The following is a 24,994-nucleotide window of genomic DNA, read 5'->3' as shown; positions in this document are numbered from 1 at the left end:
TACAGGGTCGAGAGCCGCAGGGGATCACGGCGACATGGACACCATCTCGAAGGCCCGCTCGCATGGCGGCATCCAGGGCGTGTACCGGCACGAGGCCGAGACGACGCGCTGCCCGATGACCTTCGCGGTCTACCTGCCGCCGCAGGCCGAATCCGGCAAGGTGCCGGTCCTGTGGTACCTGTCGGGCCTCACCTGCACCCACGCCAACGTGATGGACAAGGGCGAGTACCGGCGGGCCGCGGCGCGCCACGGCGTCGCCATCGTCGCCCCCGACACCAGCCCGCGCGGGCCGGACGTGCCGGACGAGCCCGACAACTGGCAGTTCGGCTGCGGCGCCGGCTTCTACGTCGACGCCACGCAGGCGCCCTACGACCGCAACTACCGGATGTGGTCCTACGTCACCGAGGAGCTGCCGGCCCTCGTCGCCCGCGAGTTCCCGGTCGACATGGAGCGCCAGGGCATCTTCGGCCACTCGATGGGCGGCCACGGCGCGCTCACCATCGCGCTCAACCACCCCGAGCGGTTCCGCTCGTGCAGCGCCTTCGCGCCGATCGTCCAGCCCTCGACCGCCGGCTGGTCGAAGCCGGCGCTGACCAAGTATCTCGGCGCGGACGAGGCCGTCTGGCGGCGCCACGACGCCACCGCGCTGATCGAGGACGGCCACCGCTTCCCCGAGTTCCTGGTCGACCAGGGCACGGCCGATTCCTTCCTCGACGAGGGCCTGCGCCCCTGGCTCCTGGAGGAGGCGTGCAAGAAGGCGGGCATCGGGCTGACCCTCAACATGCGCGAGGGCTACGACCACTCCTACTTCTTCATCTCGACCTTCATGGACGACCACATCGCCTGGGCCGCCGAGCGCCTGCGCTGACCGCCCGGGGCGGGACGGCCTTCGAGGCCGGCTCGTGATCCGGCGTCGCGGGGCGGGACGGCGCGCTCGTCGCCGGTGCGGGGCGGCCTCGCGCAGGGCCGCCTTGGACGGGCCTCCCTTGCACAGGCCTCCCTTGCCGCGGCCCGCACAGGCCGGCATCCGACGGGCATGGGCCCGGATGACCCTGGACGATACGACCCTCGCGCCCTTCCTGGCGGCCTTCTACGAGCGGGTGCGCGAGGACCGGCTCATCGGCCCGGTCTTCGCCGCGACGATCCCGGAGGCCGGCTGGCCGCAGCACCTGGCGACGATCGAGGCGTTCTGGTCCTCGGTCCTGTTCCGCACGGGGCGCTACAAGGGCAACCCCTTCGGCCGGCATCAGGCGCTCGGCGTGCTGCGCCCCGAGCACTTCGCCCGCTGGCTCGACCTCTTCCGCGAGACGGCGGCGGCGCGCTTCTCCCCGGACGACGCCGCCCTCCTGCAGGAGCGGGCCGAGCGGATCGGGGCCAGCCTCAGGGCCGGCCTGTTCTTCCGGCCCGAGGGACCGGGTTCCGACACGGCGAGAGCCACGATACCTGCCAGATGAGCGTCAGGCCCGCTCCCATGCGGGCGGCGTGCAGGAGGTGGAGCGGGGGCATCGGGACATGCGGGCTCCGGCCGACGATCCGGCCGCCGATCGAACAGGCGGGCCCGATGCCGGCCAGGGCGCCCAGGCAGGCGATCGGGCGCTCGCGCAGCGGCGCGACCGGAAGAAGGGCAGGGGAGCCGGGCTTGAGCAGTCGGCCCGCCCACCGCCGATCCTCCGGGGGGCGACCCACGAGCGCGACGATCCGCGACATCGCCCTCATGCCGTTCGGTTTCCTCCCGCCGTGGCACAGGCATGGCCACGATCGTTCGCCGCGGATGCCGGGGGGGTCCCCAGCCTTCGGCTGCGCCGATCGATGTCGGGTCGTGCACCGGTCTCGCGACCGGCCCATTGCGCGTCTCATGAACTGGCCGACGGGGCGGTCGGCGCCGGGGGACCTATCGCGGCTTGCCCTAACAAACGATGCTGCGGCCGGGTTCGTTGGGCGTGCGCCACCGACCGGGAAGGAGCGTGATGGAACCACTTCAGCATGTCGACGGCCCCGAGCCGGCCGACCCCGACCACCGGGGAGACGCTGCGGCGAATGCCGAGGCCGGCCTGGCCGCGGCCTTCCTCGTCGAGGTGATGGGCGAGGACGTCGCGGCCGCCTTCTTCGCCCGGTTCGGCCCCGTCATGGCCCAGGCCTGCCGCCAGGCGGAGAATCTCGCCCACGGGCTTCGTGCCGAGGACGAGCCGGAGACCGAGCTGCCCGCGAGGCGGGTCCGACGCACCGGGACGCCGTGGGGAGGCCTGCCGTGGGAAGCCCTGCCGCCCGAGGACCGGACGCGCATCGACCGGCTGGCGGGGCGGATCGGGCGCGGGGAGGCTTGCGCGCCGGTGGTCGTCATGATGCGCCGCAGCGCGGCCGACCCCCAGCCCTACGACCTGGTCTCAGGGGCGGACGAGTTCGTGGCGCTCGTCGACGTCATGGGTCGCGCCACGGTGCCGGTCCGCGTCGTCCCGCCGGTGCCCCCGGAGACCCTCGCCCTGTTCGACGACCCGCAGGGCTGATACGATTTCCCGCAGCGAGCGCCGAGCGATCGGTCGCAAAATCGTATGACGCCTCGCTCGCGGCGGTCCGGCCCCGGGCGGAAACCGGCGGTCGGATCCGGAGCCATTCCTCGCAGGAATGACAGCGTTCCCGATCGGTCTTGGACATCGGCCGGAGCGGCGTGCAGATTGCGCGCGAGCGACATTCCCGATGCCCTGCCCGGCGTCCCGGCCCGCGCCGCCGCGCGGGCCAGCGTCGATTGCTGCCGCAATACATGCAGCGTCCGATTTCTATTCTGGATACTGCCTGATTTTTCGAAATCCGCAGCTTGACGGGTAGGGTCGCGGCGGATATCGATGCCGCCGTCCACTACGACGATGCGGGAGAGACCGAGGGACGACACGTCACCTCGGCGCCGACGGAGCAACCGCCCCGGAAACTCTCAGGCAAAAGGACCGTGTCGTCAGGACGATCTGGAGAGAGGCGGCTGCGACAGGCCGTCCACCGAAGGGGATGTCCGGCCGCGCCAGCGGGCGGACGACGCTCTCAGGTACCGTGACAGATGGGGCGTAGGGGCGGAATCCAATCCGCCCTCGGCTTCTCGTGCGCTCGGAAACCAGATCCATGCCCCACATCGCCGTCATCGGCGCCGGTATCACCGGCGTGACCACCGCCTATGCGCTGAGCGAGCGCGGATACGACGTCACGGTCCTCGACCGTCACCGCTACGCCGGCATGGAGACCTCGTTCGCCAATGGCGGCCAGCTCTCGGTCAGCAACGCCGAGGTCTGGAACAAGACCGCGACCATCCTCCAGGGCCTCAAGTGGATGATGCGGCGCGACGCGCCGCTGCTCGTCAACCCGAAGCCGAGCTGGCACAAGTATTCCTGGATGGCCGAGTTCATCGGCCAGATCCGGCACTACGAGGCCAACACGATCGAGACCGTGCGCCTGGCGCTCGCCGCCCGCCGGCAGATGTTCGCGATGGCCGAGCGGGAGAACATCGCCTTCGACCTGGAGAAGCGCGGCATCCTGCACTTCTACCGCGACAAGGCCGGGTTCGATAAGGCGCTCGCGGTCAACGCGCTGCTGCGCAAGGGCGGCCTCGAGCGCGACCCGGTCACCCCCGAGGAGATCCGGGCCATCGAGCCGACCCTGCAGGGCGCGTATCACGGCGGCTTCTTCACCCCGTCCGATTCGACCGGCGACATCCACAAGTTCACCCGGGGCCTCGCCGAGGCCTGCGCCCGCCGCGGCGTCGCCTTCCGGTACGACGCCGCGATCGAGACGATCGCGCCGGCCGGCGAGGGCTGGCGCATCCACTGGCTGCCGGTGGGGCGCGACGACGGCGATGCGCGGGCCGCGCGGTGGGAGCCGCTCGAGGTGGACGGCGTGGTGATCTGCGCCGGCTGCGCCAGCCGCGACCTCGCCGCCGCGCTCGGCGACCGCCTGAACATCTACCCGGTGAAGGGCTACTCGATCACCGTGCAGCTGCACTCGCCGGAGAGCCAGGACGCCGCGCCGCAGGTCAGCATCCTCGATGACGCGACGAAGATCGTGACGAGCCGCCTCGGGCGGGACCGGTTCCGGGTCGCCGGCACGGCGGAGTTCAACGGCTTCAACCGCGACATCCGGCATGACCGGATCGAGCCGCTGGTGCGCTGGACGCGCGAGCAGTTCCCGCGCGTGGCGACCGACCGGGTGGTGGCCTGGAGCGGCCTGCGGCCGATGATGCCCGGCATGCTGCCGCGGGTCGGGCCGGGCCGGCAGCGGGGCATCTTCTACAATACCGGGCACGGCCACCTGGGCTGGACCCTGTCGGCCGCGACGGCGCAGATCGCCGCCGACGCGATCGAGCGCGGCCTGCCGGTCGAGCGCCGCCGCCTCGCGGCCTGATCCGGCGCGCGTCCCGCCGTCGGCCGCCGGACGCCTCCGTCGTCGCGGTGTCCGGAGACAGCGGCCGGCACGTCGTCGCGACGCGCGGGACGCTCGCCGCCTAGCCCGCGGCCGCCGGCCGTGGCACGCCTCCGGTGTCGGGTGGCCGCCGTGGTCGCCTCGCGGAACGCCCGATCGCCCTCGTCGCCCGGTGCCTCGGCGCCGGTCCGACGGGGGCTTCGTGCAGTCCGCCGCAACCGGAAATCCGGGGAGGCGGGCGCCGGTCATCGGGATCGCCCGGCCCGCCGCATCCCGCCGCGGCACGGCGGCTTCCCGCAAAAAAGTATCGGTCGCGCCCGCGAATCGTAGTTGCTGCCCCCGCCCGCCTCCTTACCTTACGGTCCACACGCCAGGCCTCGCGGCCGGCAGCGCCGCTCCGGAAATACCGGAGGGCGCATCAGGGAGAAGCGCCGCACGAAGATCCGCCGGGTCGCACCGGACGGGATCCGTGCCTCTGCAGAGGGAAGGGCGATCGATGCAGCCCGATCTCGAACTGGTCCAGGTCGGCCCCGAGACCTCGTTCAAGGCGTGGGCGCACGGCTACCCGTACCGGACGGTGCGCTGGCACCTCCACCCCGAATGCGAGCTGCACCTCGTCACCCATACGAGCGGCACGTTCATGGTCGGCGACCATGTCGGGTCGTTCGAGCCCGGCCACCTCGTCCTGGTCGGCCCGAACCTGCCGCATAACTGGATCAGCGCCACGGAGCCGGGCGAGGTCGTGCCCGAGCGGGGCCTGGTGCTGCAATTCACCCGCGAGCGCATCGCCGCCGCCGCCCGGGGCTTCCCGGAGCTCGCCGGCCTCGAGACCCTGCTCGGCGACGCCTCGCGGGGGATCGAGTTCGGCCCCGGTCTCGCCGGACCGGCGGCCGCCCTGATGACCGAGCTGATCGCCGCGACGGGCGTGCGGCGCCTCGCGGTGTTCCTGGAGCTGCTCGACCGCCTGGCCCACCATCCGCGCCGGCCGCTGCTGGGACCGGAATACCGGTTCGATCCGGGCGCTGCGACGGCGGGCACGATCAATCACGTGCTCGCCCACATCGACACCCACCTCGACCACGACCTGCGCGAGGCCGACCTCGCCGCGCTGTGCGGGCGCAGCGCGAGCGCGTTCTCGCGGCTCTTCCGCCAACACACCGGGATGGGGTTTTCCCGCTACGTCAACCGCCTGCGGATCGACCGGGCCTGCCACCTCCTGATGGCGGGCGACCGCCCGGTCACCGAGATCTGCTTCGAGGTCGGCTTCAACAACGTCTCGAACTTCAACCGGCAGTTCCTCGCCCACAAGGGCGTGGCGCCGTCGCGCTTCCGGGCCTCGCACCGCCTCGTCGCCGCGCCGGCCGGCGGGCCGGCGCCCGGGGGCCGGGCCCCGCGCCGCGCGGCGCCTCCGACCCTCTCGCCGATCCCCACCGCGGAGACGTTCCCATGACCCGAGGAAGCCTGTTTCGCCCGAGCCTGGGCCGGTTAGCGCTGCCCTTCGCCGCCCTCGCCTGTCTCGTCGGCGGCGCGGCCGGGGCCGCCCCGGTGGAGAACGCCACGGTCGCCTTCCTGATGCCCGACCAGGCCTCGACCCGCTACGAGGAGCACGACCATCCGGGCTTCGCGGCCGAGATGAAGAAGCTCTGCCCGACCTGCCGGGTGCTGTACCAGAACGCCGACGGCAACGCCTCGCGCCAGCAGCAGCAGTTCAACTCCGCGGTCTCGCAGGGCGCCAAGGCGATCGTGATCGACCCGGTCGACTCGACCGCCGCCGCCTCGCTGGTGAAGCAGGCGCAAGGCCGCGGCATCAAGGTGATCGCCTACGACCGGCCGATTCCGGCGGCGGCCGCCGACTACTACGTCTCGTTCGACAACGAGGCGATCGGCAAGTCGATCGCGCAGTCGCTGGTGCGCCATCTCAAGGCCAAGGGCGTGCCGACGGAGGGCGGGCTCCTGCAGATCAACGGCTCGCCGACGGACGCGGCGGCCGGCCTGATCAAGAAGGGCATCCACGACGGCCTGGCCGAGGGCGGGTACAAGACGCTCGCCGAGTACGACACGCCGGACTGGGCGCCGCCGAAGGCCCAGCAATGGGCGAGCGGCCAGATCTCGCGCTTCGGCAAGCAGATCGTCGGCGTCGCCGCCGCCAACGACGGCACCGCGGGTGCGGCGATCGCGGCGTTCCGGGCCGCCGGCGTCGCCCCCGTCCCGCCGACCACCGGCAACGACGCGACCATCGCGGGCCTGCAGCTCGTCATCGCGGGCGACCAGTACAACACCATCTCGAAGCCGAGCGAGGTCGTGGCCGCGGCCGCCGCGCAGGTGGCGATCCAGCTCCTCTCGGGCAAGACGCCGAAGGCCGACGTCAAGCTGTTCGACACGCCGACCCGGCTGTTCGCCCCGACGCTGGTGACCGCCGACAACCTGAAGGCCGAGATCATCGACAAGGAGGCCGGCGGCAAGCCGATCGGCACCGCCGCGAGCCTCTGCGCCGGGCGCTACGCCGAGGGCTGCCGCAAGCTCGGCATCACGCCCTGACACGCCGCCGGGGGCCGCGACGCCGGCCCCCTCCCGCGAACCCCGTCACAGAGGTGCGCCGCGCCATGATGCAGTCCGCCAAGACGCAGACCGCCGAGCCGCAGACCGCCGAGCCGCAGACCGCCGAGCCGCAGACCGCGAGCGACCCCGTCCGGCCCCGCGAGCTGCTGCTCAGCCTGCGCGGCGTCTCCAAGCAGTTCGGCGCCGTCTCGGCGCTGACCGGCATCGACCTCGACATCCATGCCGGCGAGGTCGTGGCGCTGGTCGGCGACAACGGCGCCGGCAAGTCGACGCTGGTGAAGATCCTTTCGGGCGTGCACCGGCCGACCGGGGGCACGCTGTCGTTCCGCGGCCGCGAGGTCTCGCTCGGGGGGCCGGGCGACGCGCTGGAGCTCGGCATCGCCACGGTGTTCCAGGACCTCGCCCTGTGCGAGAACCTCGACGTCGTCGCCAACATCTATCTCGGCCAGGAGCGCAACCCCTGGCGCCTCGACGAGGTGGCGATGGAGCTGCGCGCCTGGACGCTCCTCAACGAGTTGTCGGCGCGCATCCCGAGCGTGCGCGAGGCCGTGGCCTCGCTCTCCGGCGGCCAGCGCCAGACCGTCGCCATCGCCCGTGCCCTGCTCCTCGACCCGAAGATCATCCTGCTCGACGAGCCGACGGCGGCGCTCGGCGTCGCCCAGACGGCGGAGGTGCTCAACCTCATCGAGCGGGTGCGCGAGCGCGGGCTCGGCGTCGTGATGATCAGCCACAACATGGAGGACGTGCGGGCGGTCGCCGACCGCATCGCCGTGCTGCGGCTGGGGCGCAACAACGGGATCTTCTACCCCGACGCCTCGAACCAGGAACTCGTGGGCGCCATCACGGGCGCCAGCGACAACGTCGTCACCCGCCGGGCCGCGCGCAGGGCCCAGCAAGACCCGGCCCAGCAAGACACCACCCAGGGAGCAACGCCATGAGCGCCGAGGCCGGCGGGACATCCCCCCGCGTGCCGCTCGACCGGGCGGACGTGCGCGTGCGCCACGAGGCCGGGCTCGCCGGCAGCCTGCGCGGGTTCGTGGCCCGCGTCCGCGCCGGCGACCTCGGCGCGCTGCCGGTCGTCGTCGGGCTCGTGCTGATCAGCGCGGTGTTCCAGAGCCTCAACCCGGTCTTCCTGTCGAGCAACAACCTCGTCAACCTCCTGTTCGACAGCGCCACCACGGGGATCATCGCGCTCGGCATCGTCCTGGTGCTGATGGTGGGCGAGATCGACCTCTCTGTCGGCTCGGTGAGCGGCTTCGCCTCGGCGCTCGTCGGCGTGCTGTGGGTCAACCAGGGCTGGCCGGCCGCCGCCGCGATCCTCGTCGCGCTCGCCGCCGGCGGCGCCTGCGGGGCGGTCTACGCGCTGCTGTTCAACCGGCTCGGCATGCCGAGCTTCGTCTCGACGCTGGCGGGGCTGCTCTCGGTGCTGGGCCTGCAGCTCTTCCTCCTGGGCGCCACGGGCTCGATCAACCTGCCCTACGAATCGGCGCTGGTGGATTTCGGCCAGACGCTGGTGATGCCGCACGCCCTCGCCTACGCGCTCGCGCTGCTCGCCGGGGCGGGCCTGGCGCTCTCGGGCCAGCGCGAGGCTCTGCGCCGGCGCGAGGCCGGGCTCTCCGCCGCGCCGCTCGCCGGCATCTGCCTGCGCGCCGGCCTGCTCGCGGCCGTGCTGGTGCTCGTCGTCTGGTACCTCAACCTCGACCGGGGCGTGCCCTGGATGTTCGCCCTGTTCGTCGCGCTGGTGATGGCGGTCGACTACGCGCTGCGGCGCACCCGCTGGGGCCGCGCCATGGCGGCGGTCGGCGGCAACCGCGAGGCGGCGCGCCGGGCCGGCATCGACGTCCGCCGCATCACCGCGAGCGCCTTCGTGCTGTGCTCGACCTTCGCGTCGCTCGGCGGCGTGCTCTCGGCGGCCCGCCTCGCCTCGGCGAGCCAGCAGGCCGGCACCGGCGACGTCAACCTCAACGCGATCGCCGCGGCGGTGATCGGCGGCACCAGCCTGTTCGGCGGCCGCGGCAGCGCCTACGCGGCGCTCCTCGGCATCCTGGTGATCCAGGCGATCGCCAGCGGGCTGACGCTCCTCGATCTGTCCTCGGCGCTCCGCTACATGATCACCGGCGGGGTGCTCGCCGTCGCGGTGATCGTCGATTCGCTCGCCCGCCGCTCGCGGGTCTCGCACGGCCGCGCCTGAGCCCGCCGCGACCCCGCCTCCCACGGCGCTCACCCACAACCCCTTCGCCCCGCACGCCCTTCGCCCACGAGGGAAGTTCTCGATGTCACACGATTCGACCGGCCCGCTCGCCGGGCAAGTCGCCGCCGTCACCGGCGCGGCCTCCGGTATCGGGCTCGCCTGCGCCCGCACCTTCCTGGAGGCCGGCGCCCGCGTCGTCCTGATCGACCGGGACGAAGGCCGGCTCGCGGCGGCCTGCGCCGAGCTCGGCGAGGGGGCGTTCGCGCTCGTCGTCGACCTCGCCGATCCGGCGAGCGTGGCGGGGATGCTGGACGGGATCCTGGCCAAGGCCGGCGGGCTCGACGTCTTCCACGCCAATGCCGGATCCTATGTCGGCGGCGCCGTGCTCGGCGGCGATCCCGACGCCTGGGACCGGATGCTGAACCTCAACGTCAACGCGCTCTTCCGCTCGATCCACGCCGTGCTGCCGCACATGGTGGACAAGGGCCGGGGCGACATCGTGGTGACGAGCTCGGTCGCCGGTCTCGTGCCGGTGGTGTGGGAGCCGATCTACACCGCCTCCAAGCACGCGGTGCAGGCCTTCGTCCACACGCTCCGGCGCCAGGTCGCCCCGCACGGCATCCGGGTCGGCGCGGTGGCGCCCGGCCCGGTCGTGACCGCCTTGCTGAGCGACTGGCCGAAGGCGAAGATGGACGAGGCCCTGGCCTCCGGCAGCCTGATGCAGCCGGAGGAGGTCGCCGCCGCCGTGCTGTTCATGCTGTCGCGCCCGCGCACCGTCACCGTGCGCGACCTCGTCATCCTGCCCCAGAGCCTCGACCTGTAGGAGCCGCCATGAGCGTCGTCATCGGTCTCGACGGAGGCACCGAGGGGATCCGGGCCGGGGTGTTCGACCTCGCCGGCCGGCCGCTCGCCTTCGCGGCGCAGTCCTACCCCACCGCCTTCCCGCGCCCGTCCTGGGCCGAGCAGAACCCGCAGGACTGGTGGGAGGCCGCCGGCCGCGCCGTGCGCGAGGCGGTGCGCAAGGCCGGCATCGCCCCCCGGGACGTCTCGGCGCTCTGCGCCGACACCACCAACTGCTCCGTCGTCGCCCTCGACCGCGACGGCGTGCCGGTGCGCCCAGCCCTGATCTGGATGGACGTGCGCGCCGCGGAGGAGGCCGCCCTGGTGCTCGCCACCGGCGACCCGGCGCTGATCGTCAACTCCGCCGGCGCCGGCCCGGTCTCGGCCGAGTGGATGATCCCCAAGGCGCTCTGGATCGCCCGGCACGAGCGCGCGCTGTTCGACCGCGCGGCGACGATCTGCGAGTACCAGGACTACATGAACCTGCGGATGACGGGGCGGCGCGCCGCCTCGATCACCAACGCGGCGATCCGCTGGCACTACCGGGCACGGGAAGGCGGCTACGCCCGCAGCCTGGTCGGGAGCCTGGGCATCCCGGAGCTCGCCGACAAGTGGCCCACGGAGGTGCTGCCCCTCGGCGAGGTGGTGGGCGGGCTGACGCCCGAGGCCGCCGCGCATTTCGGCTTGCCGGTGGGGCTCACCGTGGCCCAGGGCGGCTCGGACGCCGAGGTCGCGATGATCGGGCTCGGCGTGACGACCCCGGGCAAGCTCGCCTTCATCACCGGCTCGTCGCACCTGCATCTCGGGCTCTCGGCCGAGCCGTTCCACGGCCGCGGCATCTGGGGCACCTACGCCGACGCGGTGATCCCGGGCCTGCACCTCGTCGAGGGCGGCCAGACCTCGACCGGCTCGGTCGTCAACTGGCTGCGCGGCCTCGTCGGCACCGACTGGTCCTACGACGCGCTCAACGCGGAGGCCGCCGCGCTGCCGCCGGGCTCGGACGGCGTGCTGGTGCAGGACCACTTCCAGGGCAACCGCACGCCGCACACGGATGCGGGCTCGCGGGGTGCGATCACCGGGCTGACCCTGGCGCACGGGCGCGCCCACCTGTTCCGCGCCGCGATGGAGGGGGTCGCCTGCGGCACCGAGCTCATCTTCGAGACGATGCGGGCGGGCGGCTACCGGCCGGACGAGATCGTGATCTGCGGGGGCGCGACGCGCTCGGACCTGTGGATGCAGATCCACGCCGACGTCTGCGGCCAGCCCCTGACGGTGACCGAGGTGGGGGAGGCGCCGGCGCTCGGCAGCGCCGTCCTGGCGGCGAAGGCGGCGGGCCATTACGGCTCGATCGCGGAGGCGGCCGCCGCGATGGTCAAGGTCGCCCGCCGCATCGAGCCGAGCATGGCGGCCCACGCCCAGTACCGTCCGGTCTACGAGCGCTACAAGCAGGCCTACCACGCCCTCGCGCCGCTGCGCGCGTGAGGGACCGGCCAGCGCGTCCCCGATCCGATCCCGGGATCGTCGGACGGGGCCGTGGCCGGATCGCGCGGCGGCGGGACCGGTCGTCGGCGAGGGCCCCCGCGGTCCCGGCGGCGCTCGCTGCGGCCGGGCCGGCGTCACCCGCGGGCGCGGCTCCGTCGCGGAAAAATACGGCGGGATCAAAGATCTAGATCGGCGTTCGACCCAACCTCCCGTGACTTTGCCCCGGTCGCAGCGTTCGATTGCACCGCGATCGCGCGATGCCCTAAAGCATTTTCCGACGAAGTGGAAACCGGTTCGTCGGAGAAAAAGCGACAAAACAAAGACTTAGAGAGCTTCGCGATTGCAACGCGATCGTGAAGCGCCCTAAGTGGCAGGGCGAGGCTGGAAGGAGAACCGATCCGTGGCACGCAGGCGCGCCCAACCCACGACCGAGATCCTGAGCGAGATCGTCGCGCGTCTCGGGCAGCCGCCCCGGTCGGTCGACCTCGAGGCCCTGCGGATCCAGCTCGGCCTGCCCGAATTCGACGGCGACGCCGACGAGGCCCGGGTCGCGCGCGCCCTGCGGGCGATGAAGGCCAACCGCGCCTTCGCGGAGACCGGCGTCGAGGCGCTGCGGCGGACCGTGCCGGGTCTCAGGGCCGCGATCTCGGGCGGCCACGCCGTCACGTGGAGCGTGCGGATCGCGATCCCGCTCCTCGACGACGGCCGCCTGGAATTGCGGGTCGATGCCCCGCCGGACGCCGCCGTGACGGGCATCCTGAGGGGCATGGCGCACCGCAACGACCCGAAATGGCGCCTCGACGAGTTGCGCGCGGCCGTCGCGCAGCTCTCCGCCCGCACGACCGGCGACCTGCGCCGGATCGTGGAGCGCCTGCGCGACCAGATCCGCCTCGATCTGCGCGAGGTCGGCGCCGACGCCTCCGCCTACATCGCGCAGCTCGACCGTTCGCTGCGCTCCCGCCCCTTCGCCGTGACGGAGGATCTCGGCGGAACGCTGTTCCAGACCCTCACCCCGGTGCGCAAGCGCGCCCGGACGGTGGCGCGCCAGGATTCCCGCCTGCGCCGTCTGCAGGACCGGGTCGGCTTCGGCGCCTACATCGAGAAGTTCGCCCCGGCGCGCCGGCTCGGCCGGCGCATCGTGTTCCACATGGGACCGACCAACTCGGGCAAGACCTACGCCGCCCTCAAGCACCTGACCGAGGCGGCGACCGGCACCTACCTCGCACCCCTGCGCCTCCTCGCGCTCGAGAACTACGAAGCGCTGCTCGAACGCGGCCTGCGCGCCGGCATGGTCACGGGCGAGGAGATCCTGGGCGAGGCCGGCCCCACCCACACCGCCCGCACGATCGAGACGGCGGACCTGACGCGCCCGGTCGACGTGGCGGTGATCGACGAGATCCAGATGCTCGCCGACCCGGATCGCGGCTGGGCCTGGACCAACGCGCTGTTCGGCGTGCCGGCCAGGACCGTGATCGTCTGCGGCTCGGACGACGCCCTGGCCTATGTCCGCCGGGCGGCCGAGGCGGCGGGCGAATCGCTCGAGGTCGTGCCCTTCGAGCGCAAGACGCCGCTCGTGCTGCTGGACCAGCCGGTGCCGCTCGAGAAGGTCGAGCCGGGCGACGCCGTCGTCGCCTTCTCGCGCCGCGCCGTGCACGAGAACCGCGAGATCCTGGTGGCGGCCGGCCACCGGGTCGCCACCATCTACGGCGCCCTGTCGCCGGAGGTGCGCCGGGCCGAGGCCGCGCGCTTCCGCACCGGCGAGGCGACCGTGCTGGTGACCACCGACGCGATCGGCATGGGCCTGAATCTCGGGCCCTTGAAGCGCGTCGTGTTCTCGGCGGTGCGCAAGTTCGACGGCGTCGGCGAGCGGGGCCTGACCAATTCCGAGATCCGGCAGATCGCCGGCCGGGCCGGCCGCTTCGGCCACCAGGAGGTCGGCTACGTCGCGGCCTGCGAGGAGACCGGCATCGCGCCGCTCAAGGTCGCGCTCGGCGGCGCCCCGACGGCCCCGGCGGCCGACACCCGCTTCTTCGTCCGGCCCGACCTGATCGCGATCACCTCGGTCGCCGAGGAGATGCAGACCCAGAGCCTGCGCGAGGTCCTGGCGCATTTCGCCCGCGCGACCTTCTACGCGGGCTCGCCGTTCCAGCCCTCCGCGCTGGAGGAGATCCTGGAGGTCGCCCGCCTGGTCGACCGCGCCCGCCTGCCGATCCAGGAGAAGTTCGTCTTCTCCGTCTGCCCGGTGGACCGGCGCGACGAGGTCGCCATGGCGGTGCTGGAGCGGTGGACGCAGGCCCGGGCCGCGGGCGTGGGGGTGCCGGCCCTGCGGGCGAACCTGCGCGGGGAGCTCGACTACCAGGAACGGGCGGTCAAGCTGGCGAGCGCCTATCTGTGGCTGTCGCGGCGCTTCCCCGAAACCTTCGACGACGTCGAGGCGATCCGGGCCATGCGCGGCCGGGCCAACGACGCGATCGAGGAGCATCTCCGCGAGACCGCCACCCGCCGGGTCGAGCGCCGCTCGCGCCGGACCGCACGGGACCGGTGAGGTCCCGGCGGCCGGAGGGCCGCACCGGGGCGTGGCCGCGGAAGTCCGCGGCCGACCTCACCCCGGGTTCGAGAACACGCTGGCGCCGACGAAGGCCATCCCGTGTTCCGGCCGCGGTCACCGCCGCCACAGCCTCACCAGGGCCGCCACCCCGGCGATTGCCCCGCCGAGCAGGGTGAGCACCATGAAGGGCATGAGCGGGATGAGGAGCCAGCCCATCATCATCATCGCGTAGAGCGTGCCGCCGAGATCGATGCCTACGACCCGGCAGGGATGCGCCCGGGCCTCGTTGACCTCGCACCCCGTCAGGCGGGCAAGCAGCATGGCGAGGACGAGGAGCAGGAACGGCGTCCAGACGATCACCACGCCGAGGAGGACGATCACGCGCCGGTTCCCGCCGCGCCGGGGGCGCAGCCGGAATCTCATCGCCCGGGTCCGGTGCAGGGGCGCCAGGCCCGCCGATAGCCTGCCTCGCCCGGGCGGCCGTAGCACCAGCCCGCCGCGGCGAGCCGCCGGCCGAGCGCCTCGCGACGCTCGCAGGCCGCCGGGGTGGCGGGATCGTCGCCGCGCCCGCCCCGGCAGGTGCCGTTGAGGGCGGTCCAGTCCCGCAGGAGCCGCGGGACGTCCTCGGCCCGCGCCGATCCCGCGAGGCCGAGGAGCGCGGCGGCGAGGAGCGGTCCCCGGATCGCGGCCCGCCTCATCGCATCGTCACCGAGGCGGCGACCCGCTCGGCGCGGGCGAGCGCCTCGGTCCGGTCGGCGGGCGCCAGGCCGAGGATGCGCAGGTAGCCGGCCGGGTCGAACCGGATCGTCTGCGTCAGGACGACGGCGCGGCCGCTCGTCGGATCGACGCCGGCGGCGCGCAGGCGATGGACCACCGCGCCGTCGCGGGACGTGCGCTCCTCGCCGGTGACCGTCACGTCCTTGATCTCGCGAAAGCTCGCCAGCGCCTTGCGGGCGAAGGCGCCTTCCTGGCCGGTGGGCACGGCGGCGCGGCCGAGCGAGGGCGCGACGACGATCATCGGCTGCACGCCGTCGGGATCGATGTCCTTCGGTCCGTCGGTCAGCATCAGGGCGTTGCCCATCAGGGTCCGCACCGGGCGGAAGCCCGCGAGGTCGCCGACGCCGTAGGGCAGGGCCGCCATCTGGTCGGCGAGGCTGCCGGGCGAGCGAAACGCGATCGTCGAGAGCGCCGCCTCGACCGCCTCGTCCGGGACCTGCCCCCGGGCCGCCTCCGGCACCTGCACGGTGACGAGGCCGGTGGCGGCCCCGCCCCGCACCACCGCGACCCACTTGGCGTAGGCGAGGCCGTTGGCCGCCTGGCGGCCGCGCAGCACCCGGCCCTCGCCGCCGGCCACGCCCAGCGGCATGCCGGCCTCGCGCGCCTCGAAGCCGGTGGCGCGCAGCGCCTCGGGGGTGAACTTCTCCACCAGCGGGCCGTAGGCTTCGGCCGGCATCTCGGCGATCAGGATCGAGGCGCCGGAGCGGTGCTCGAACCCCGCGAAGGCCTTGGCGGGCGTCATGCCGGGCGGCGGCACGAGGCCGACGGAGCCCGCGGGCGGAAACGCCGCCTCGGCAGCGAGCGCCAGGGACGCGGAGGCGATCAGGCCGAGGGCGGCCAGCAGCCGGCCGGCGCGGGGAAAGAAACGCGTCGTCATGGGATTCTCCGAGGTTCGGCGGGTCGCGACGCGGCTGGGCACGACGGTGTTGCCGGAGAACCGGACCTGTGCGGGCGCGCTCATGTGCTCGCGCATCGGGCGCAGGTTGCGGCCGAGCCGGCCGGAATCGGAGCGGGTCTCGTACCGGGGATCGGCCGCCCGGACCTCCTGGGGCGAGAATCCGGTCATCCGCACCACGCGGGCCGTGGGCAGCCCGCCGCAGGCCTCCCCGGCGGGCGCGGCCGCGAGGCCGTCACGCGGGTCGAGCTGCGCGATCGGCTCGGACGCGCCCGTGTTGCGGTCGACGCAAGCGGCGGCGGTGCCGGTCGTCCGTCGCCGCTGCGCCCGATCGTAATCGGCAGGATCGAATCCGATGACCCATGCCCTCGCAGGCTCAATCGCGCCGTGCGACAGGATCAGGTCGACGATGACCCTAGTTTCTCCCTTGGTCGAGCGGGGTGCCCGGTGGCTTGTGGCCATCGCTGTTCTCCTCTCGGCGGCGACGTTATGCCGTATGCCGACGACCAAGTCAAAGAAAGTGGTTCCCGCCCCGGACGAAGTCGTCAGGGGACGAAGGCGTTGCTGAGCCGCAAGGCCGGATCCGGGGTAACCCCATCCTGGGACACGATCCCAGCGGGTCGACCACGATTCCCGCGGGGCACGGGCGCGCAAGTGAAGTGCGAGCATCCCCGCCTCTCGTGAAGAATTCGCCCGTACCGGCAACGCCGAATATTTGCCAGGCGGCCGGCCGGTGCCCCGCGCGAGGCCGGAGCGCGACCGTGATCAGGGTGTCCCGGCGGTCGCCCGGCGATGCCGTGTTCCGCCGGAAGATCCGACATCCGTGCAGATCTGCGCCCGCCCTCGTTCTGTGCGGATTTGCTGTGGCCGGTCGCCCTCTTCACTGTCGAATGCGCCCGCCGGAGCGGCCCCGATCCGTCGCTCGGGATCTTAAAAATCATATGTTAACTGGAAGATCTCATAAGTTGCATGTCGTGAGGAGTGCAACTTTTCCATGGATCACGCGACCGCCACCGCCGCGCAAGACCGGCGCTTCGCCACGTTCGGCCTCACGGAGGACGATCGCGCCCGCTTGCGGGAGCTGGCCAGCTTCGCGCGCGAGCGCCTGCCGGCCCTGCTGGCGGAATGGAACGGCCGCTTCGCCGCCTGGCCGGAGATCCAGGCGACCCTGCGCGATCCCGAGGTGCACGAGGCCCGGGTCGCCCATTGGGTGCGGGTGGTGGGCGGGGATTTCGGCCCGGACTTCGCGGCTTCCGCCGAGCGGCTGGCCTCGGTGTTCTACGACCGGGGCGTGCCGGCCTACGCGGTGGCGATCTGCCACGCGACGGTGACGGCGGGACTGACCGAGGCGCTCGGCCTCGATGCCCCGCGTCGCCGGCTCGGAGCGGGCTTCCTCGGGGCCGCCACCCCCTCCGGCGGGGCGAGGACCGCCCTGCGCGGGGCCCTCACCCGGGCGGCCTGGCTCGACCTCGAGGTGCTGCTCGAGACCTACGCGGCGGCCGAGCAGGCGAGCCGCCGGCGCAGGACAGCGACCCTCGCGCGGGTCTTCGAGGACCGGGTGCTGGCGGCGATCGGCGCGGTGACCGACCAGGCCCGCGGCCTCGACGACGACACCGCGGCCCTGTCGCGCAACGCCGCCCGCTCGATGGAGGCGGCGACCGCGGTAGCGGCGGCGGTGGTCGAGGCCGCGGCGGGAACCGAGCAGGTCGCCTGTTCGGCCGACCAGCTCCGGGCCGCCATCGCGGAGATCGCCCGCGAGGTCGGCGGCGCGCACGCGGTCGCCGCGGAGGCGGTCGTTCAGGCGGAGGGAGCCGCCACGCGGGTGGCGTCGCTCGCGCAGGCCGTCGACCAGGTCGGCCAGGTCGTGACGCTCATCACCACGATCGCCGACCAGACCAACCTTTTGGCGCTCAACGCCACCATCGAGGCGGCCCGCGCCGGCGCGGCCGGGCGCGGTTTCGCGGTGGTGGCCGCCGAGGTGAAGGCCCTGGCCCAGCAGACCGCCCGCGCCACCGGCCAGATCACCGGGCAGATCGAGGGCATGCGCGCGGCCGCCGGCGGCTCGGTCGAGGCCATCACCGGCATCCGCGACACGATCGGGCGGCTCAGTGCCGGCAGTGCGACGATCAGCGCGGCGGTCGAGGAGCAGAGCGCGGCCACCGCCGAGATCGCCCGCAGCACCCGCAACGTCAGCGCCGGCACCGACGAGGTCGCCCGCCTGATCGACCGGGTGCGCGAGGATGCGGGCGACACCGCCGCGGTCGCGACCCGCGTCACCGCCTCGACCCGCGAGCTCGGAGGCCAGGCGGAGGCGATGAGCGCGGCGGTCGGCGCGTTCCTCGGCGAGATCCGGGCCGCCTCCTGATCCTCCCGGCCCAGTCGGCTCCCGACCATCGACGCTGCCGCGGCAACGGATTAATCAGGGGCCTCGCCGGGCGCGCCCGCCCGGCGCCAGTCCGAGCCCGAGACCCATGAGCGCAGACCGCGATCCCGTGCCCCTCCGCCGCGCCGCGCTGGCCTCGCTCCGCCCGAGCGTGCGGGTGCCCGCCTACGACGTGGCGCGGGTGCGCGCCGGCATCGTCCATCTCGGCCTCGGCGGGTTCCACCGGGCGCACATGGCCCGCTACACCCACGACCTGATGGAGCGTGAGCCCGACGCCCTCGCCTGGGGCATCCTCGGCGTCGGGCTGATGCCGGGCGACCGGCGGATGATCGACGCGCTGGCGCCGCAGGACGCGCTCTACACCCTCGTCGAGCGCGAGGGCGCGGACGAGACCGTGACGGTGATCGGTGCGCTCGCCGGCGTCGCCTTCGCGGGCGAGACCACCGCGGCGGTCCTCGACGCCATCGACGACCCGGCGATCCGCATCGTCAGCCTGACGGTGACCGAGAACGGCTACTGCCTCGACCCGGCGACGAAGCGGCTCAATCCCGACCATCCGCTGATCCGCGCCGACCTCGCCGCGCCGGCGCAGCCGAGGAGCGCGATCGGCGTGATCGTCGAGGCCCTGCGGCGGCGTCGCGACGCCGGCGTGGCGCCCTTCACCCCGCTCACCTGCGACAACATCCAGCACAACGGCGACGTGCTGCGCGACGCCGTAGTGGCGCTCGCCCGCCTGCGCGATCCGAATCTTGCCGACTGGATCGCCGCCGAGGTCGTCTTCCCGTCGACCATGGTCGACAGGATCACCCCGGTGACGGCGCCCGCGGACGTGGACGCGCTCGCCACCGGCCACGACCTCGCCGACGCCTGGCCGGTCTTCAGCGAGACCTTCACCCAGTGGGTGATCGAGGACCGCTTCCCCGCCGGCCGCCCGGCCTGGGAGACGGTCGGCGCGCAGTTCGTGGAGGACGTCGCGCCCTACGAGTTCATGAAGCTCAGGCTCCTCAACGGCAGCCACCTCGCGGTCTCGGGGCTGGGGCGGCTCGCCGGCTACGTCACCATCGACGAAGCGATGGCGGACCCGCGCATCGCCGCAATCATGACCGCGCTCATGGACCGCGAGACCGGCCCGACCGTGCCGCCGGTCCCGGGGATCGACCTCGCCGACTACAAGCGCACCCTCGTCGCCCGCTTCGCCAACCCGGCGATCCGCGACACGGTGGAGCGGGTCAACACCGACGCGCCGCTCAACGTGCTGGTCGACCCGATCCGCGGCCGGCTGGAGCAGGGCGGCAGCGTCGCGTTCCTGGCGCTCGCGCTCGCCGCCTGGCTGCGCCGGGTGCGGGGCGTGGACGAGCGCGGCGAGGCGATCGAGATCCGCCACCCGATGGCGGCGCTCCTGCGCGAGACGGCGATCGCGGGCGGCTCCGACCCGCGCCCGCTGCTGGCCATCCGCCCGCTCTTCGGCGAGCTCGGCGACGACCCGCGCCTCGTCACGCCCGTCGCGGAATGGCTCGGGATGCTCGACCGGCAGGGCATCCAGGCGACGCTCGACGAGGCGGCGCGGCGGGCGGGGTGATGCGCCGGCGGGGCCGCTCGTTCAGGCCGCCCCGGTCACCGGCGCGACGGTCAGCTTCAGTCCGAGGGACTTGAGCACGGCCATCAGGGTCGCGAGTTGCGGGTTCCCCTTGTCGGACAGGGTCCGGTACAGGGTTTCCCGCGACAGGCCGGTCTCCTTGGCGATCTGGGTCATGCCTTGCGCCCGGGCGACGTCGCCGAGGGCGGCGGCGAGAAGTGCGGGATCCCCTTCCTCCAGGACGGCTTCCAGGTAGAGGGCCACGCGCTCCGGCGTGTCGAGGCTGTCGACAATGTCCCATGGGACGGTCTCGAGAGGCATGTCGTCACTCCTGATTCGCGAGTCGCTTCGCAGCGAGGATGTCCTTGTCTTGCGTACGCTTGTCACCTCCACAAAGCAGGATCACGATCTCCGATCCGCGTTGCGTGAAGTAGACTCGATAGCCCGGGCCGTAGTCGATCCGCAGCTCGCTGACACCGTCTCCAACGGTTTTCACGTCACCCGGATTTCCGAGCGACAGGCGCCTGATACGAGTATTGATCCGCAACCGAGCACGCTCGTCGCGGAGGCCGGCGATCCACGCACGGAAGACGAGAGTTTGTCGGATCGACGGCATGAGGATTTGTAGCTTGAAAGCTACAATTCGTCCATCGCAAACCCCGTGGACGACGATGCCGCAGCGGTACCGACACGGTTCGTCCCGGCTTGACGCCAACCCGGCGGACCCTCACCAATCGCGCACAAGGCCGTCCCTCTCGGGAAGAACGGCGCGAAGGGAGGAAACGACGTGAGACGGATGCAACCCCTGGTTCTCGCCGCGACCCTCCTCGCCGGCACCCCGGCGCTGGCGGAATCCACCCTCACCATCGCCACCGTCAACAACGGCGACATGGTGGTGATGCAGAAGCTGGCCCCGGCCTTCGAGAAGGCGCATCCGGACATCAAGCTGCGCTGGGTGGTGCTGGAAGAGAACGTTCTGCGCCAGCGCGTGACCACCGACATCGCCACCAAGGCCGGCCAGTTCGACGTGCTGACCATCGGCAATTACGAGGTGCCGATCTGGGCGCGTCAAAACTGGCTCGAGCCGATGGACGGCCTGCCGGCCGATTACGACGCGGGCGACCTCCTCAAGACGGTCCGCGACGGCGTGAGCCGGGACGGCAAGCTCTACGCGCTCCCCTTCTACGGCGAGAGCGCGATGACCTATTATCGCAAGGACCTGTTCGACAAGGCCGGCCTGACCATGCCGGAGGCGCCGACCTACGACGAGATCAAGGGCTTCGCCGCCAAGCTCACCGACAAGGCGAACCAGACCTACGGCATCTGCCTTCGCGGCAAGCCGGGCTGGGGCGAGAACATGGCCTACGTGACCTCGCTGGTGAACACCTTCGGCGGCCAGTGGTTCGGCGAGGGCTGGAAGACCACGATCGACACGCCGGAGTGGAAGAACGCGCTCACCTACTACACCGACGTGCTGAAGAATTACGGCCCGCCCGGCGCGACCTCGAACGGCTTCAACGAGAACCTGGCGCTGTTCGCCAGCGGCCGCTGCGCGATGTGGATCGACTCGACCGTCGCGGCCGGCCTGCTCTATGATCCGAAGCAGTCGCAGGTCGCCGACAAGGTCGCCTTCGCGCCGATGCCGACCGGCAGCGTCAAGGGCGGTCCCACCTGGCTGTGGAGCTGGAACCTCGGCATCCCGGCCTCCTCCAAGCAGAAGGACGCCGCCAAGACCTTCGTCGCCTGGGCGACCAGCAAGGCCTATGTCGAGATGGTGGCCAGGGAGAACGGCTGGGTCGCGGTGCCGCCGGGCACCCGCGAATCGACCTACAAGTCGCCCGACTACCAGAAGGCCGCGCCCTTCGCGGGCTTCGTCCTGAAGGCGATCGACAGCGCCAACCCGAGCGGCCAGACCCGGAACCCGCGGCCCTACACGGGCGCGCAGTTCGTGGCGATCCCCGAATTCCAGGGCATCGGCACCCAGGTCGGCCAGACGGTCGCGGCGACGCTGACCGGCCAGCAGACGATCGACGCGGCGCTGAAGGCCGCGCAGTCGGCGACCGAGCGGACGATGCGCCAGGCGGGCTACCCGAAGTAGGATCGAGCCGCCGCCTGATCCTACACGGGGACGGGAATGGCGCGGGATCCCCTCTCCCGTGTGGGCTATCGGATTCACGCTTCTCCTTTGAGAGCTAACCCTCTTTGAATGTATGCGCTTTCCCCTCCCCCTTGTGGGGAGGGGACAGGGGTGGGGGTGGCGCAGAAGGCACCACCGAGGTCTATCCGGCACCACCCCCACCCCTAGTCCCTCCCCACAACTTGCAGCGATACCGGGCAGGCCCGGGATCGCCGGGGGGAGGGGAAGCGCGCTACTTTCGAGCGGGAAAACACTCGGGCCGAGATGTGTGAATGCGGTAGCCCGTGTGGGAGAGGGGGGATCCCGCGCCTCTCCTTCCCGGGACTGCCCCGACCTCAAGACCCCGCGCGAGGCGACGACGGCCATGGCCACCCTCACCACCCCGGTACCCGCCCCGATGAAGGGCCGCCGATTCAACGGCCTGCCGTTCATCGGCCCCTCGGTCACCGTGCTGCTGATCTGGATGATCGTGCCGCTGGTGATGACCGTGTGGTTCTCGCTCCAGCGCTACAACCTGCTCGACCCGACGGTCACGGGCTTCGCGGGAATCGACAATTACGAGTTCCTGGTCACCGATCCGGATTTCTGGGCCTCGCTGACCAACACCCTCGTCCTCGTCGGCTCGGTGCTGGCGATCACGGTGGTGGGCGGCACGCTGCTGGCGGTCCTGTTCGACCAGCCGTTCCCGGGCCGCGACCTCGCCCGGCTGTTCGCGATCGCGCCGTTCTTCGTCATGCCGACGGTGGCGGCCTTGATCTGGAAGAACCTGATGATGCACCCGATCTACGGCGTCTTCGGCGCCGTGGCTCGCGCGCTCGGCCTGCCCGCCGTCGACTGGTTCGCCGACTACCCGCTCGTCTCGGTCATCCTGATCGTGTCGTGGGAGTGGCTGCCCTTCGCGCTCCTGATCCTCCTCACCGCCGTCCAGTCCCTCGACCGCGAGCAGCTCGAGGCCGCCCGCATGGACGGGGCCGGGGCGCTGGCGCAGTTCTTCTACATCGTGCTGCCGCACCTCTCGCGGGCGATCAGCGTGGTGGTGATGATCGAGACGATCTTCCTGCTCACCGTCTTCGCCGAGATCTACGTGACGACCGCGGGCGGGCCCGGCAACGCCACCACCAACCTCGCCTTCCTGATCTACGCCCGCGCGCTGCTGCAATACGATGTCGGCGGCGCCTCGGCCGGCGGCGTGGTGGCGATCATCCTCGCCAACATCGTGGCGTTCTTCCTCGTGCGCACCATCGCGCGCCGGCTGGAGGTGTAGGATGGTCAAGCAGAGCTTGCCTAAGCGCGTCGGCATCGCGGTGCTCGGCTGGGCGGCGGCCTTCGTGCTGTTCTTCCCCCTGCTGTGGATGCTGCTCACCAGCCTGAAGAGCGAGCCGGAGGCGGTGAACCCGTCGCTCACCTTCACGCCGACGCTGCAGAGCTACGGCGAGGTGCTGGCCCGGGCCGATTACCTGTCCTTCGCGCTCAACTCGGTGGTGATCTCGGTCGGCGGCACGGTGCTGGCGCTGGCGCTGGCGATTCCCGCCGCCTACGTCATGGCCTTCTACCCGACGAAGCGCACTCGCTCGACGCTTCTCTGGATGCTCTCGACCAAGATGCTGCCCTCGGTCGGCGTGCTGGTGCCGATCTACCTGGTGTTCCGCACCCTCGGGCTCCTCGATACCTGGATCGGCCTCATCGTCGTCTACACGCTGATGAACCTGCCGATCGTGGTCTGGATGCTGTTCACCTTCTTCACGGAGGTGCCGCACGACATCCTGGAGGCCGGGCGGATGGACGGGGCGCGCACCGGCGCCGAGGTCTGGCACCTCTTGCTGCCGCTCACCCTGCCGGGCGTCGCCTCGACCGGTCTCCTGTCGCTGATCCTGTGCTGGAACGAGGCGTTCTGGAGCCTCAACCTGACCTCGTCGGCGGCGGCCCCGCTCACCGCCTTCATCGCCTCGTTCTCGAGCCCGCAGGGCCTGTTCTTCGCCAAGCTGTCCGCCGCCTCGACGATGGCGGTGGCGCCGATCCTGGTCTTCGGCTGGCTGTCGCAGCGCCAGCTGGTGCGCGGCCTCACCTTCGGCGCCGTCAAGTAGGAGCCCTCGCCATGGCAACCCTTCGCCTGCGCGGTCTGCGCAAGAGCTACGGCACCACCGAGATCATCAAGGGCGTCGACCTCGACATCGCCGACCGCGAATTCGCGGTCTTCGTCGGCCCGTCCGGCTGCGGGAAGTCGACGCTCCTGCGGATGATCGCCGGGCTGGAGGAGATCACAGACGGGGATCTCTTCATCGACGGTGCCAGGGTCAACGAGGTCGGCCCGGCCGATCGCGGGCTCGCCATGGTGTTCCAGTCCTACGCGCTCTATCCGCACATGAGCGTGCGCGACAACATGGCCTTCGCCCTCAAGCTCGCCGGTGCCTCGAAGGCCGAGCGCGCCGCCAAGGTGGCGGAGGCCTCGCGCATCCTCCAACTCGACGCCTATCTCGACCGCAAGCCGAAGGACCTGTCGGGCGGCCAGCGCCAGCGCGTCGCGATCGGGCGCGCCATCGTGCGCCACCCCAAGATCTTCCTGTTCGACGAGCCGCTCTCGAACCTCGACGCGGCGCTGCGCGGCCAGATGCGGATCGAGCTGGCGCGGCTCCATCGCGACCTCAACGCCACAATGATCTACGTCACCCACGACCAGGTCGAGGCGATGACGATGGCCGACAAGATCGTGGTGCTCAATGCCGGGCGCATCGAGCAGGTCGGCTCGCCGCTCGAGCTCTATCATCACCCGGCGAACCTGTTCGTCGCCGGCTTCATCGGCAGCCCGCGGATGAACCTCCTGCCGGTGCGCGCGACGGGGCCCGACCCGGCCGGCGTGCGGGTGGCGCTGCCCGGCGGCGGCGAGGTGGTGGTGCCGGTCGACGGCGCCCGCGCGGCACCCGGCGCCGCCGTGACGCTGGGCATCCGCCCGGAGGCGCTGAAGCCCGGAACGGACGGGGCGCTCGCCGGCGAGGTTACCCACGTCGAGCGCCTCGGCGGCCTGACGCTGGCGCATGTGACGGTCGCGGGCGGCGCGACGGTCGTCGCCCAGATCGAGGGCAGCGCCCCCGTGCGCACCGGCGAGACGATCCGGCTGACGATCGACCCGGGCGCGACCCACCTCTTCGACGGCGACGGCCGCGCCCTGCCGCACCGGTCGCGCCACCCGCTGGCGGCGTGAGGACACCCC

22 protein-coding genes and 2 riboswitches are annotated in these 24,994 nt (G+C 72.2%); of the genes, 17 read left to right on the top strand and 5 right to left on the bottom strand.

Features of this window, described 5'->3' with window-relative positions; translation table 11 throughout:
• Window positions 1–34: 34 nt before the first annotated feature.
• The 11 genes from fghA to V3T34_RS01050 all read left to right on the top strand — a co-directional run bounded on the left by fghA (window position 35) and on the right by V3T34_RS01050 (window position 14,015).
• Window positions 35–868 carry an S-formylglutathione hydrolase gene (gene fghA / locus V3T34_RS01100; protein WP_305077074.1) on the top strand — a complete coding sequence of 278 codons (834 nt, stop codon included), beginning with the start codon at window positions 35–37 and terminating at the stop codon, window positions 866–868.
• A gap of 178 nt (window positions 869–1,046) precedes the next feature.
• Window positions 1,047–1,454: a group III truncated hemoglobin gene (locus V3T34_RS01095; RefSeq protein ID WP_305077075.1), complete on the top strand. Its 408-nt coding sequence runs from the start codon at window positions 1,047–1,049 to the stop codon at window positions 1,452–1,454.
• A 513-nt stretch (window positions 1,455–1,967) separates the two neighbouring features.
• Window positions 1,968–2,504: a hypothetical protein gene (locus V3T34_RS01090; protein WP_305077077.1), complete on the top strand. Its 537-nt coding sequence runs from the start codon at window positions 1,968–1,970 to the stop codon at window positions 2,502–2,504.
• Between the two features lie 350 nt (window positions 2,505–2,854).
• A riboswitch (glycine riboswitch) is annotated at window positions 2,855–2,952 on the top strand.
• Window positions 2,953–2,955: 3 nt separating this feature from the next.
• A riboswitch (glycine riboswitch) is annotated at window positions 2,956–3,048 on the top strand.
• 60 nt (window positions 3,049–3,108) lie between these two features.
• Window positions 3,109–4,380 carry a D-amino acid dehydrogenase gene (locus tag V3T34_RS01085; protein ID WP_091753974.1) on the top strand — a complete coding sequence of 424 codons (1,272 nt, stop codon included), beginning with the start codon at window positions 3,109–3,111 and terminating at the stop codon, window positions 4,378–4,380.
• Between the two features lie 514 nt (window positions 4,381–4,894).
• Window positions 4,895–5,848, top strand: a complete 954-nt coding sequence (locus tag V3T34_RS01080) for an AraC family transcriptional regulator (protein ID WP_305077078.1) — start codon at window positions 4,895–4,897, stop codon at window positions 5,846–5,848.
• Entirely contained in the window at window positions 5,845–6,936 is a 1,092-nt protein-coding gene (locus V3T34_RS01075) for an ABC transporter substrate-binding protein (RefSeq protein WP_305077079.1), read from the top strand. The genes V3T34_RS01080 and V3T34_RS01075 overlap by 4 nt, the downstream gene beginning before the upstream one ends.
• 65 nt (window positions 6,937–7,001) lie before the next feature.
• Window positions 7,002–7,895 carry an ATP-binding cassette domain-containing protein gene (locus V3T34_RS01070; protein ID WP_305077080.1) on the top strand — a complete coding sequence of 298 codons (894 nt, stop codon included), beginning with the start codon at window positions 7,002–7,004 and terminating at the stop codon, window positions 7,893–7,895.
• Entirely contained in the window at window positions 7,892–9,148 is a 1,257-nt protein-coding gene (locus V3T34_RS01065; protein ID WP_305077081.1) for a sugar ABC transporter permease, read from the top strand. The genes V3T34_RS01070 and V3T34_RS01065 overlap by 4 nt, the downstream gene beginning before the upstream one ends.
• 82 nt (window positions 9,149–9,230) lie before the next feature.
• On the top strand, window positions 9,231–9,971 hold the full coding sequence (locus V3T34_RS01060; RefSeq protein WP_060848299.1) for an SDR family oxidoreductase: 741 nt from the start codon (window positions 9,231–9,233) through the stop codon (window positions 9,969–9,971).
• Window positions 9,972–9,979: 8 nt separating this feature from the next.
• The gene (locus V3T34_RS01055; protein WP_305077082.1) at window positions 9,980–11,470 is read left to right on the top strand and encodes an FGGY-family carbohydrate kinase; all 1,491 of its coding nucleotides are present in this window, start codon (window positions 9,980–9,982) and stop codon (window positions 11,468–11,470) included.
• 400 nt (window positions 11,471–11,870) lie between these two features.
• A complete protein-coding gene (locus V3T34_RS01050; protein ID WP_091889114.1) occupies window positions 11,871–14,015 on the top strand; it encodes a helicase-related protein in 2,145 nt (714 codons plus the stop codon).
• A gap of 117 nt (window positions 14,016–14,132) precedes the next feature.
• On the opposite strand, the gene V3T34_RS01045 is transcribed toward V3T34_RS01050, so the two are convergent.
• Genes V3T34_RS01045 through V3T34_RS01035 form a run of 3 tightly spaced genes read right to left on the bottom strand, consistent with a single transcriptional unit; the run spans window position 14,133 to window position 16,152 of the window.
• Window positions 14,133–14,399, bottom strand: coding sequence for a hypothetical protein (locus V3T34_RS01045; protein ID WP_305077083.1), 267 nt, complete (start codon window positions 14,397–14,399; stop codon window positions 14,133–14,135).
• Between the two features lie 38 nt (window positions 14,400–14,437).
• Window positions 14,438–14,716 carry a hypothetical protein gene (locus V3T34_RS01040; RefSeq protein WP_305077084.1) on the bottom strand — a complete coding sequence of 93 codons (279 nt, stop codon included), beginning with the start codon at window positions 14,714–14,716 and terminating at the stop codon, window positions 14,438–14,440.
• Window positions 14,713–16,152 (bottom strand): hypothetical protein, encoded by a 1,440-nt coding sequence (locus tag V3T34_RS01035; RefSeq protein WP_305077085.1) that lies wholly within the window; start codon window positions 16,150–16,152, stop codon window positions 14,713–14,715. Before V3T34_RS01035 ends, V3T34_RS01040 begins: the two co-directional genes overlap by 4 nt.
• Before the next feature lie 532 nt (window positions 16,153–16,684).
• Between V3T34_RS01035 and V3T34_RS01030 the strand changes: the two genes are divergently transcribed.
• Window positions 16,685–18,055 carry a globin-coupled sensor protein gene (locus V3T34_RS01030; protein ID WP_305077086.1) on the top strand — a complete coding sequence of 457 codons (1,371 nt, stop codon included), beginning with the start codon at window positions 16,685–16,687 and terminating at the stop codon, window positions 18,053–18,055.
• A 106-nt stretch (window positions 18,056–18,161) separates the two neighbouring features.
• A complete protein-coding gene (locus tag V3T34_RS01025) occupies window positions 18,162–19,652 on the top strand; it encodes a mannitol dehydrogenase family protein (protein ID WP_305077087.1) in 1,491 nt (496 codons plus the stop codon).
• A 21-nt stretch (window positions 19,653–19,673) separates the two neighbouring features.
• On the opposite strand, the gene V3T34_RS01020 is transcribed toward V3T34_RS01025, so the two are convergent.
• Both V3T34_RS01020 and V3T34_RS01015 read right to left on the bottom strand, forming a co-directional pair.
• Window positions 19,674–19,970 carry an addiction module antidote protein gene (locus V3T34_RS01020; RefSeq protein WP_060848305.1) on the bottom strand — a complete coding sequence of 99 codons (297 nt, stop codon included), beginning with the start codon at window positions 19,968–19,970 and terminating at the stop codon, window positions 19,674–19,676.
• Window positions 19,971–19,974: 4 nt separating this feature from the next.
• A complete protein-coding gene (locus V3T34_RS01015; protein ID WP_082742612.1) occupies window positions 19,975–20,265 on the bottom strand; it encodes a type II toxin-antitoxin system RelE/ParE family toxin in 291 nt (96 codons plus the stop codon).
• Window positions 20,266–20,445: 180 nt separating this feature from the next.
• Here V3T34_RS01015 and V3T34_RS01010 point away from each other — a divergent pair, with 180 nt between their 5' ends.
• The 4 genes from V3T34_RS01010 (at window position 20,446) to V3T34_RS00995 (ending at window position 24,985) form a co-directional block, all read left to right on the top strand.
• Window positions 20,446–21,747 (top strand): ABC transporter substrate-binding protein, encoded by a 1,302-nt coding sequence (locus V3T34_RS01010; protein WP_082742613.1) that lies wholly within the window; start codon window positions 20,446–20,448, stop codon window positions 21,745–21,747.
• Between the two features lie 403 nt (window positions 21,748–22,150).
• The gene (locus V3T34_RS01005) at window positions 22,151–23,050 is read left to right on the top strand and encodes a carbohydrate ABC transporter permease (RefSeq protein WP_175540032.1); all 900 of its coding nucleotides are present in this window, start codon (window positions 22,151–22,153) and stop codon (window positions 23,048–23,050) included.
• Between the two features lies 1 nt (window position 23,051).
• The gene (locus tag V3T34_RS01000) at window positions 23,052–23,870 is read left to right on the top strand and encodes a carbohydrate ABC transporter permease (protein ID WP_305077088.1); all 819 of its coding nucleotides are present in this window, start codon (window positions 23,052–23,054) and stop codon (window positions 23,868–23,870) included.
• Window positions 23,871–23,881: 11 nt separating this feature from the next.
• Entirely contained in the window at window positions 23,882–24,985 is a 1,104-nt protein-coding gene (locus V3T34_RS00995; protein ID WP_305077089.1) for an ABC transporter ATP-binding protein, read from the top strand.
• The last annotated feature ends 9 nt before the right edge of the window (window positions 24,986–24,994 follow it).

The organism is Methylobacterium ajmalii (assembly GCF_036448855.1).
In the GTDB taxonomy this organism is placed as follows: domain Bacteria; phylum Pseudomonadota; class Alphaproteobacteria; order Rhizobiales; family Beijerinckiaceae; genus Methylobacterium; species Methylobacterium ajmalii.
Note: the sequence above shows the minus strand (reverse complement) of the source record. Positions and strands in the feature narration are given on the sequence as shown.

Coding starts and splice junctions, on each gene's coding strand:
- fghA (WP_305077074.1), top strand. CDS start 35: ATGGACACCATCTCGAAGGCCCGCTCGCATGGCGGCATCCAGGGCGTG.
- V3T34_RS01095 (WP_305077075.1), top strand. CDS start 1,047: ATGACCCTGGACGATACGACCCTCGCGCCCTTCCTGGCGGCCTTCTAC.
- V3T34_RS01090 (WP_305077077.1), top strand. CDS start 1,968: ATGGAACCACTTCAGCATGTCGACGGCCCCGAGCCGGCCGACCCCGAC.
- V3T34_RS01085 (WP_091753974.1), top strand. CDS start 3,109: ATGCCCCACATCGCCGTCATCGGCGCCGGTATCACCGGCGTGACCACC.
- V3T34_RS01080 (WP_305077078.1), top strand. CDS start 4,895: ATGCAGCCCGATCTCGAACTGGTCCAGGTCGGCCCCGAGACCTCGTTC.
- V3T34_RS01075 (WP_305077079.1), top strand. CDS start 5,845: ATGACCCGAGGAAGCCTGTTTCGCCCGAGCCTGGGCCGGTTAGCGCTG.
- V3T34_RS01070 (WP_305077080.1), top strand. CDS start 7,002: ATGATGCAGTCCGCCAAGACGCAGACCGCCGAGCCGCAGACCGCCGAG.
- V3T34_RS01065 (WP_305077081.1), top strand. CDS start 7,892: ATGAGCGCCGAGGCCGGCGGGACATCCCCCCGCGTGCCGCTCGACCGG.
- V3T34_RS01060 (WP_060848299.1), top strand. CDS start 9,231: ATGTCACACGATTCGACCGGCCCGCTCGCCGGGCAAGTCGCCGCCGTC.
- V3T34_RS01055 (WP_305077082.1), top strand. CDS start 9,980: ATGAGCGTCGTCATCGGTCTCGACGGAGGCACCGAGGGGATCCGGGCC.
- V3T34_RS01040 (WP_305077084.1), bottom strand. CDS start 14,716: ATGAGGCGGGCCGCGATCCGGGGACCGCTCCTCGCCGCCGCGCTCCTC.
- V3T34_RS01035 (WP_305077085.1), bottom strand. CDS start 16,152: ATGGCCACAAGCCACCGGGCACCCCGCTCGACCAAGGGAGAAACTAGG.
- V3T34_RS01030 (WP_305077086.1), top strand. CDS start 16,685: ATGGATCACGCGACCGCCACCGCCGCGCAAGACCGGCGCTTCGCCACG.
- V3T34_RS01025 (WP_305077087.1), top strand. CDS start 18,162: ATGAGCGCAGACCGCGATCCCGTGCCCCTCCGCCGCGCCGCGCTGGCC.
- V3T34_RS01020 (WP_060848305.1), bottom strand. CDS start 19,970: ATGCCTCTCGAGACCGTCCCATGGGACATTGTCGACAGCCTCGACACG.
- V3T34_RS01015 (WP_082742612.1), bottom strand. CDS start 20,265: ATGCCGTCGATCCGACAAACTCTCGTCTTCCGTGCGTGGATCGCCGGC.
- V3T34_RS01010 (WP_082742613.1), top strand. CDS start 20,446: ATGCAACCCCTGGTTCTCGCCGCGACCCTCCTCGCCGGCACCCCGGCG.
- V3T34_RS01005 (WP_175540032.1), top strand. CDS start 22,151: ATGGCCACCCTCACCACCCCGGTACCCGCCCCGATGAAGGGCCGCCGA.
- V3T34_RS01000 (WP_305077088.1), top strand. CDS start 23,052: ATGGTCAAGCAGAGCTTGCCTAAGCGCGTCGGCATCGCGGTGCTCGGC.
- V3T34_RS00995 (WP_305077089.1), top strand. CDS start 23,882: ATGGCAACCCTTCGCCTGCGCGGTCTGCGCAAGAGCTACGGCACCACC.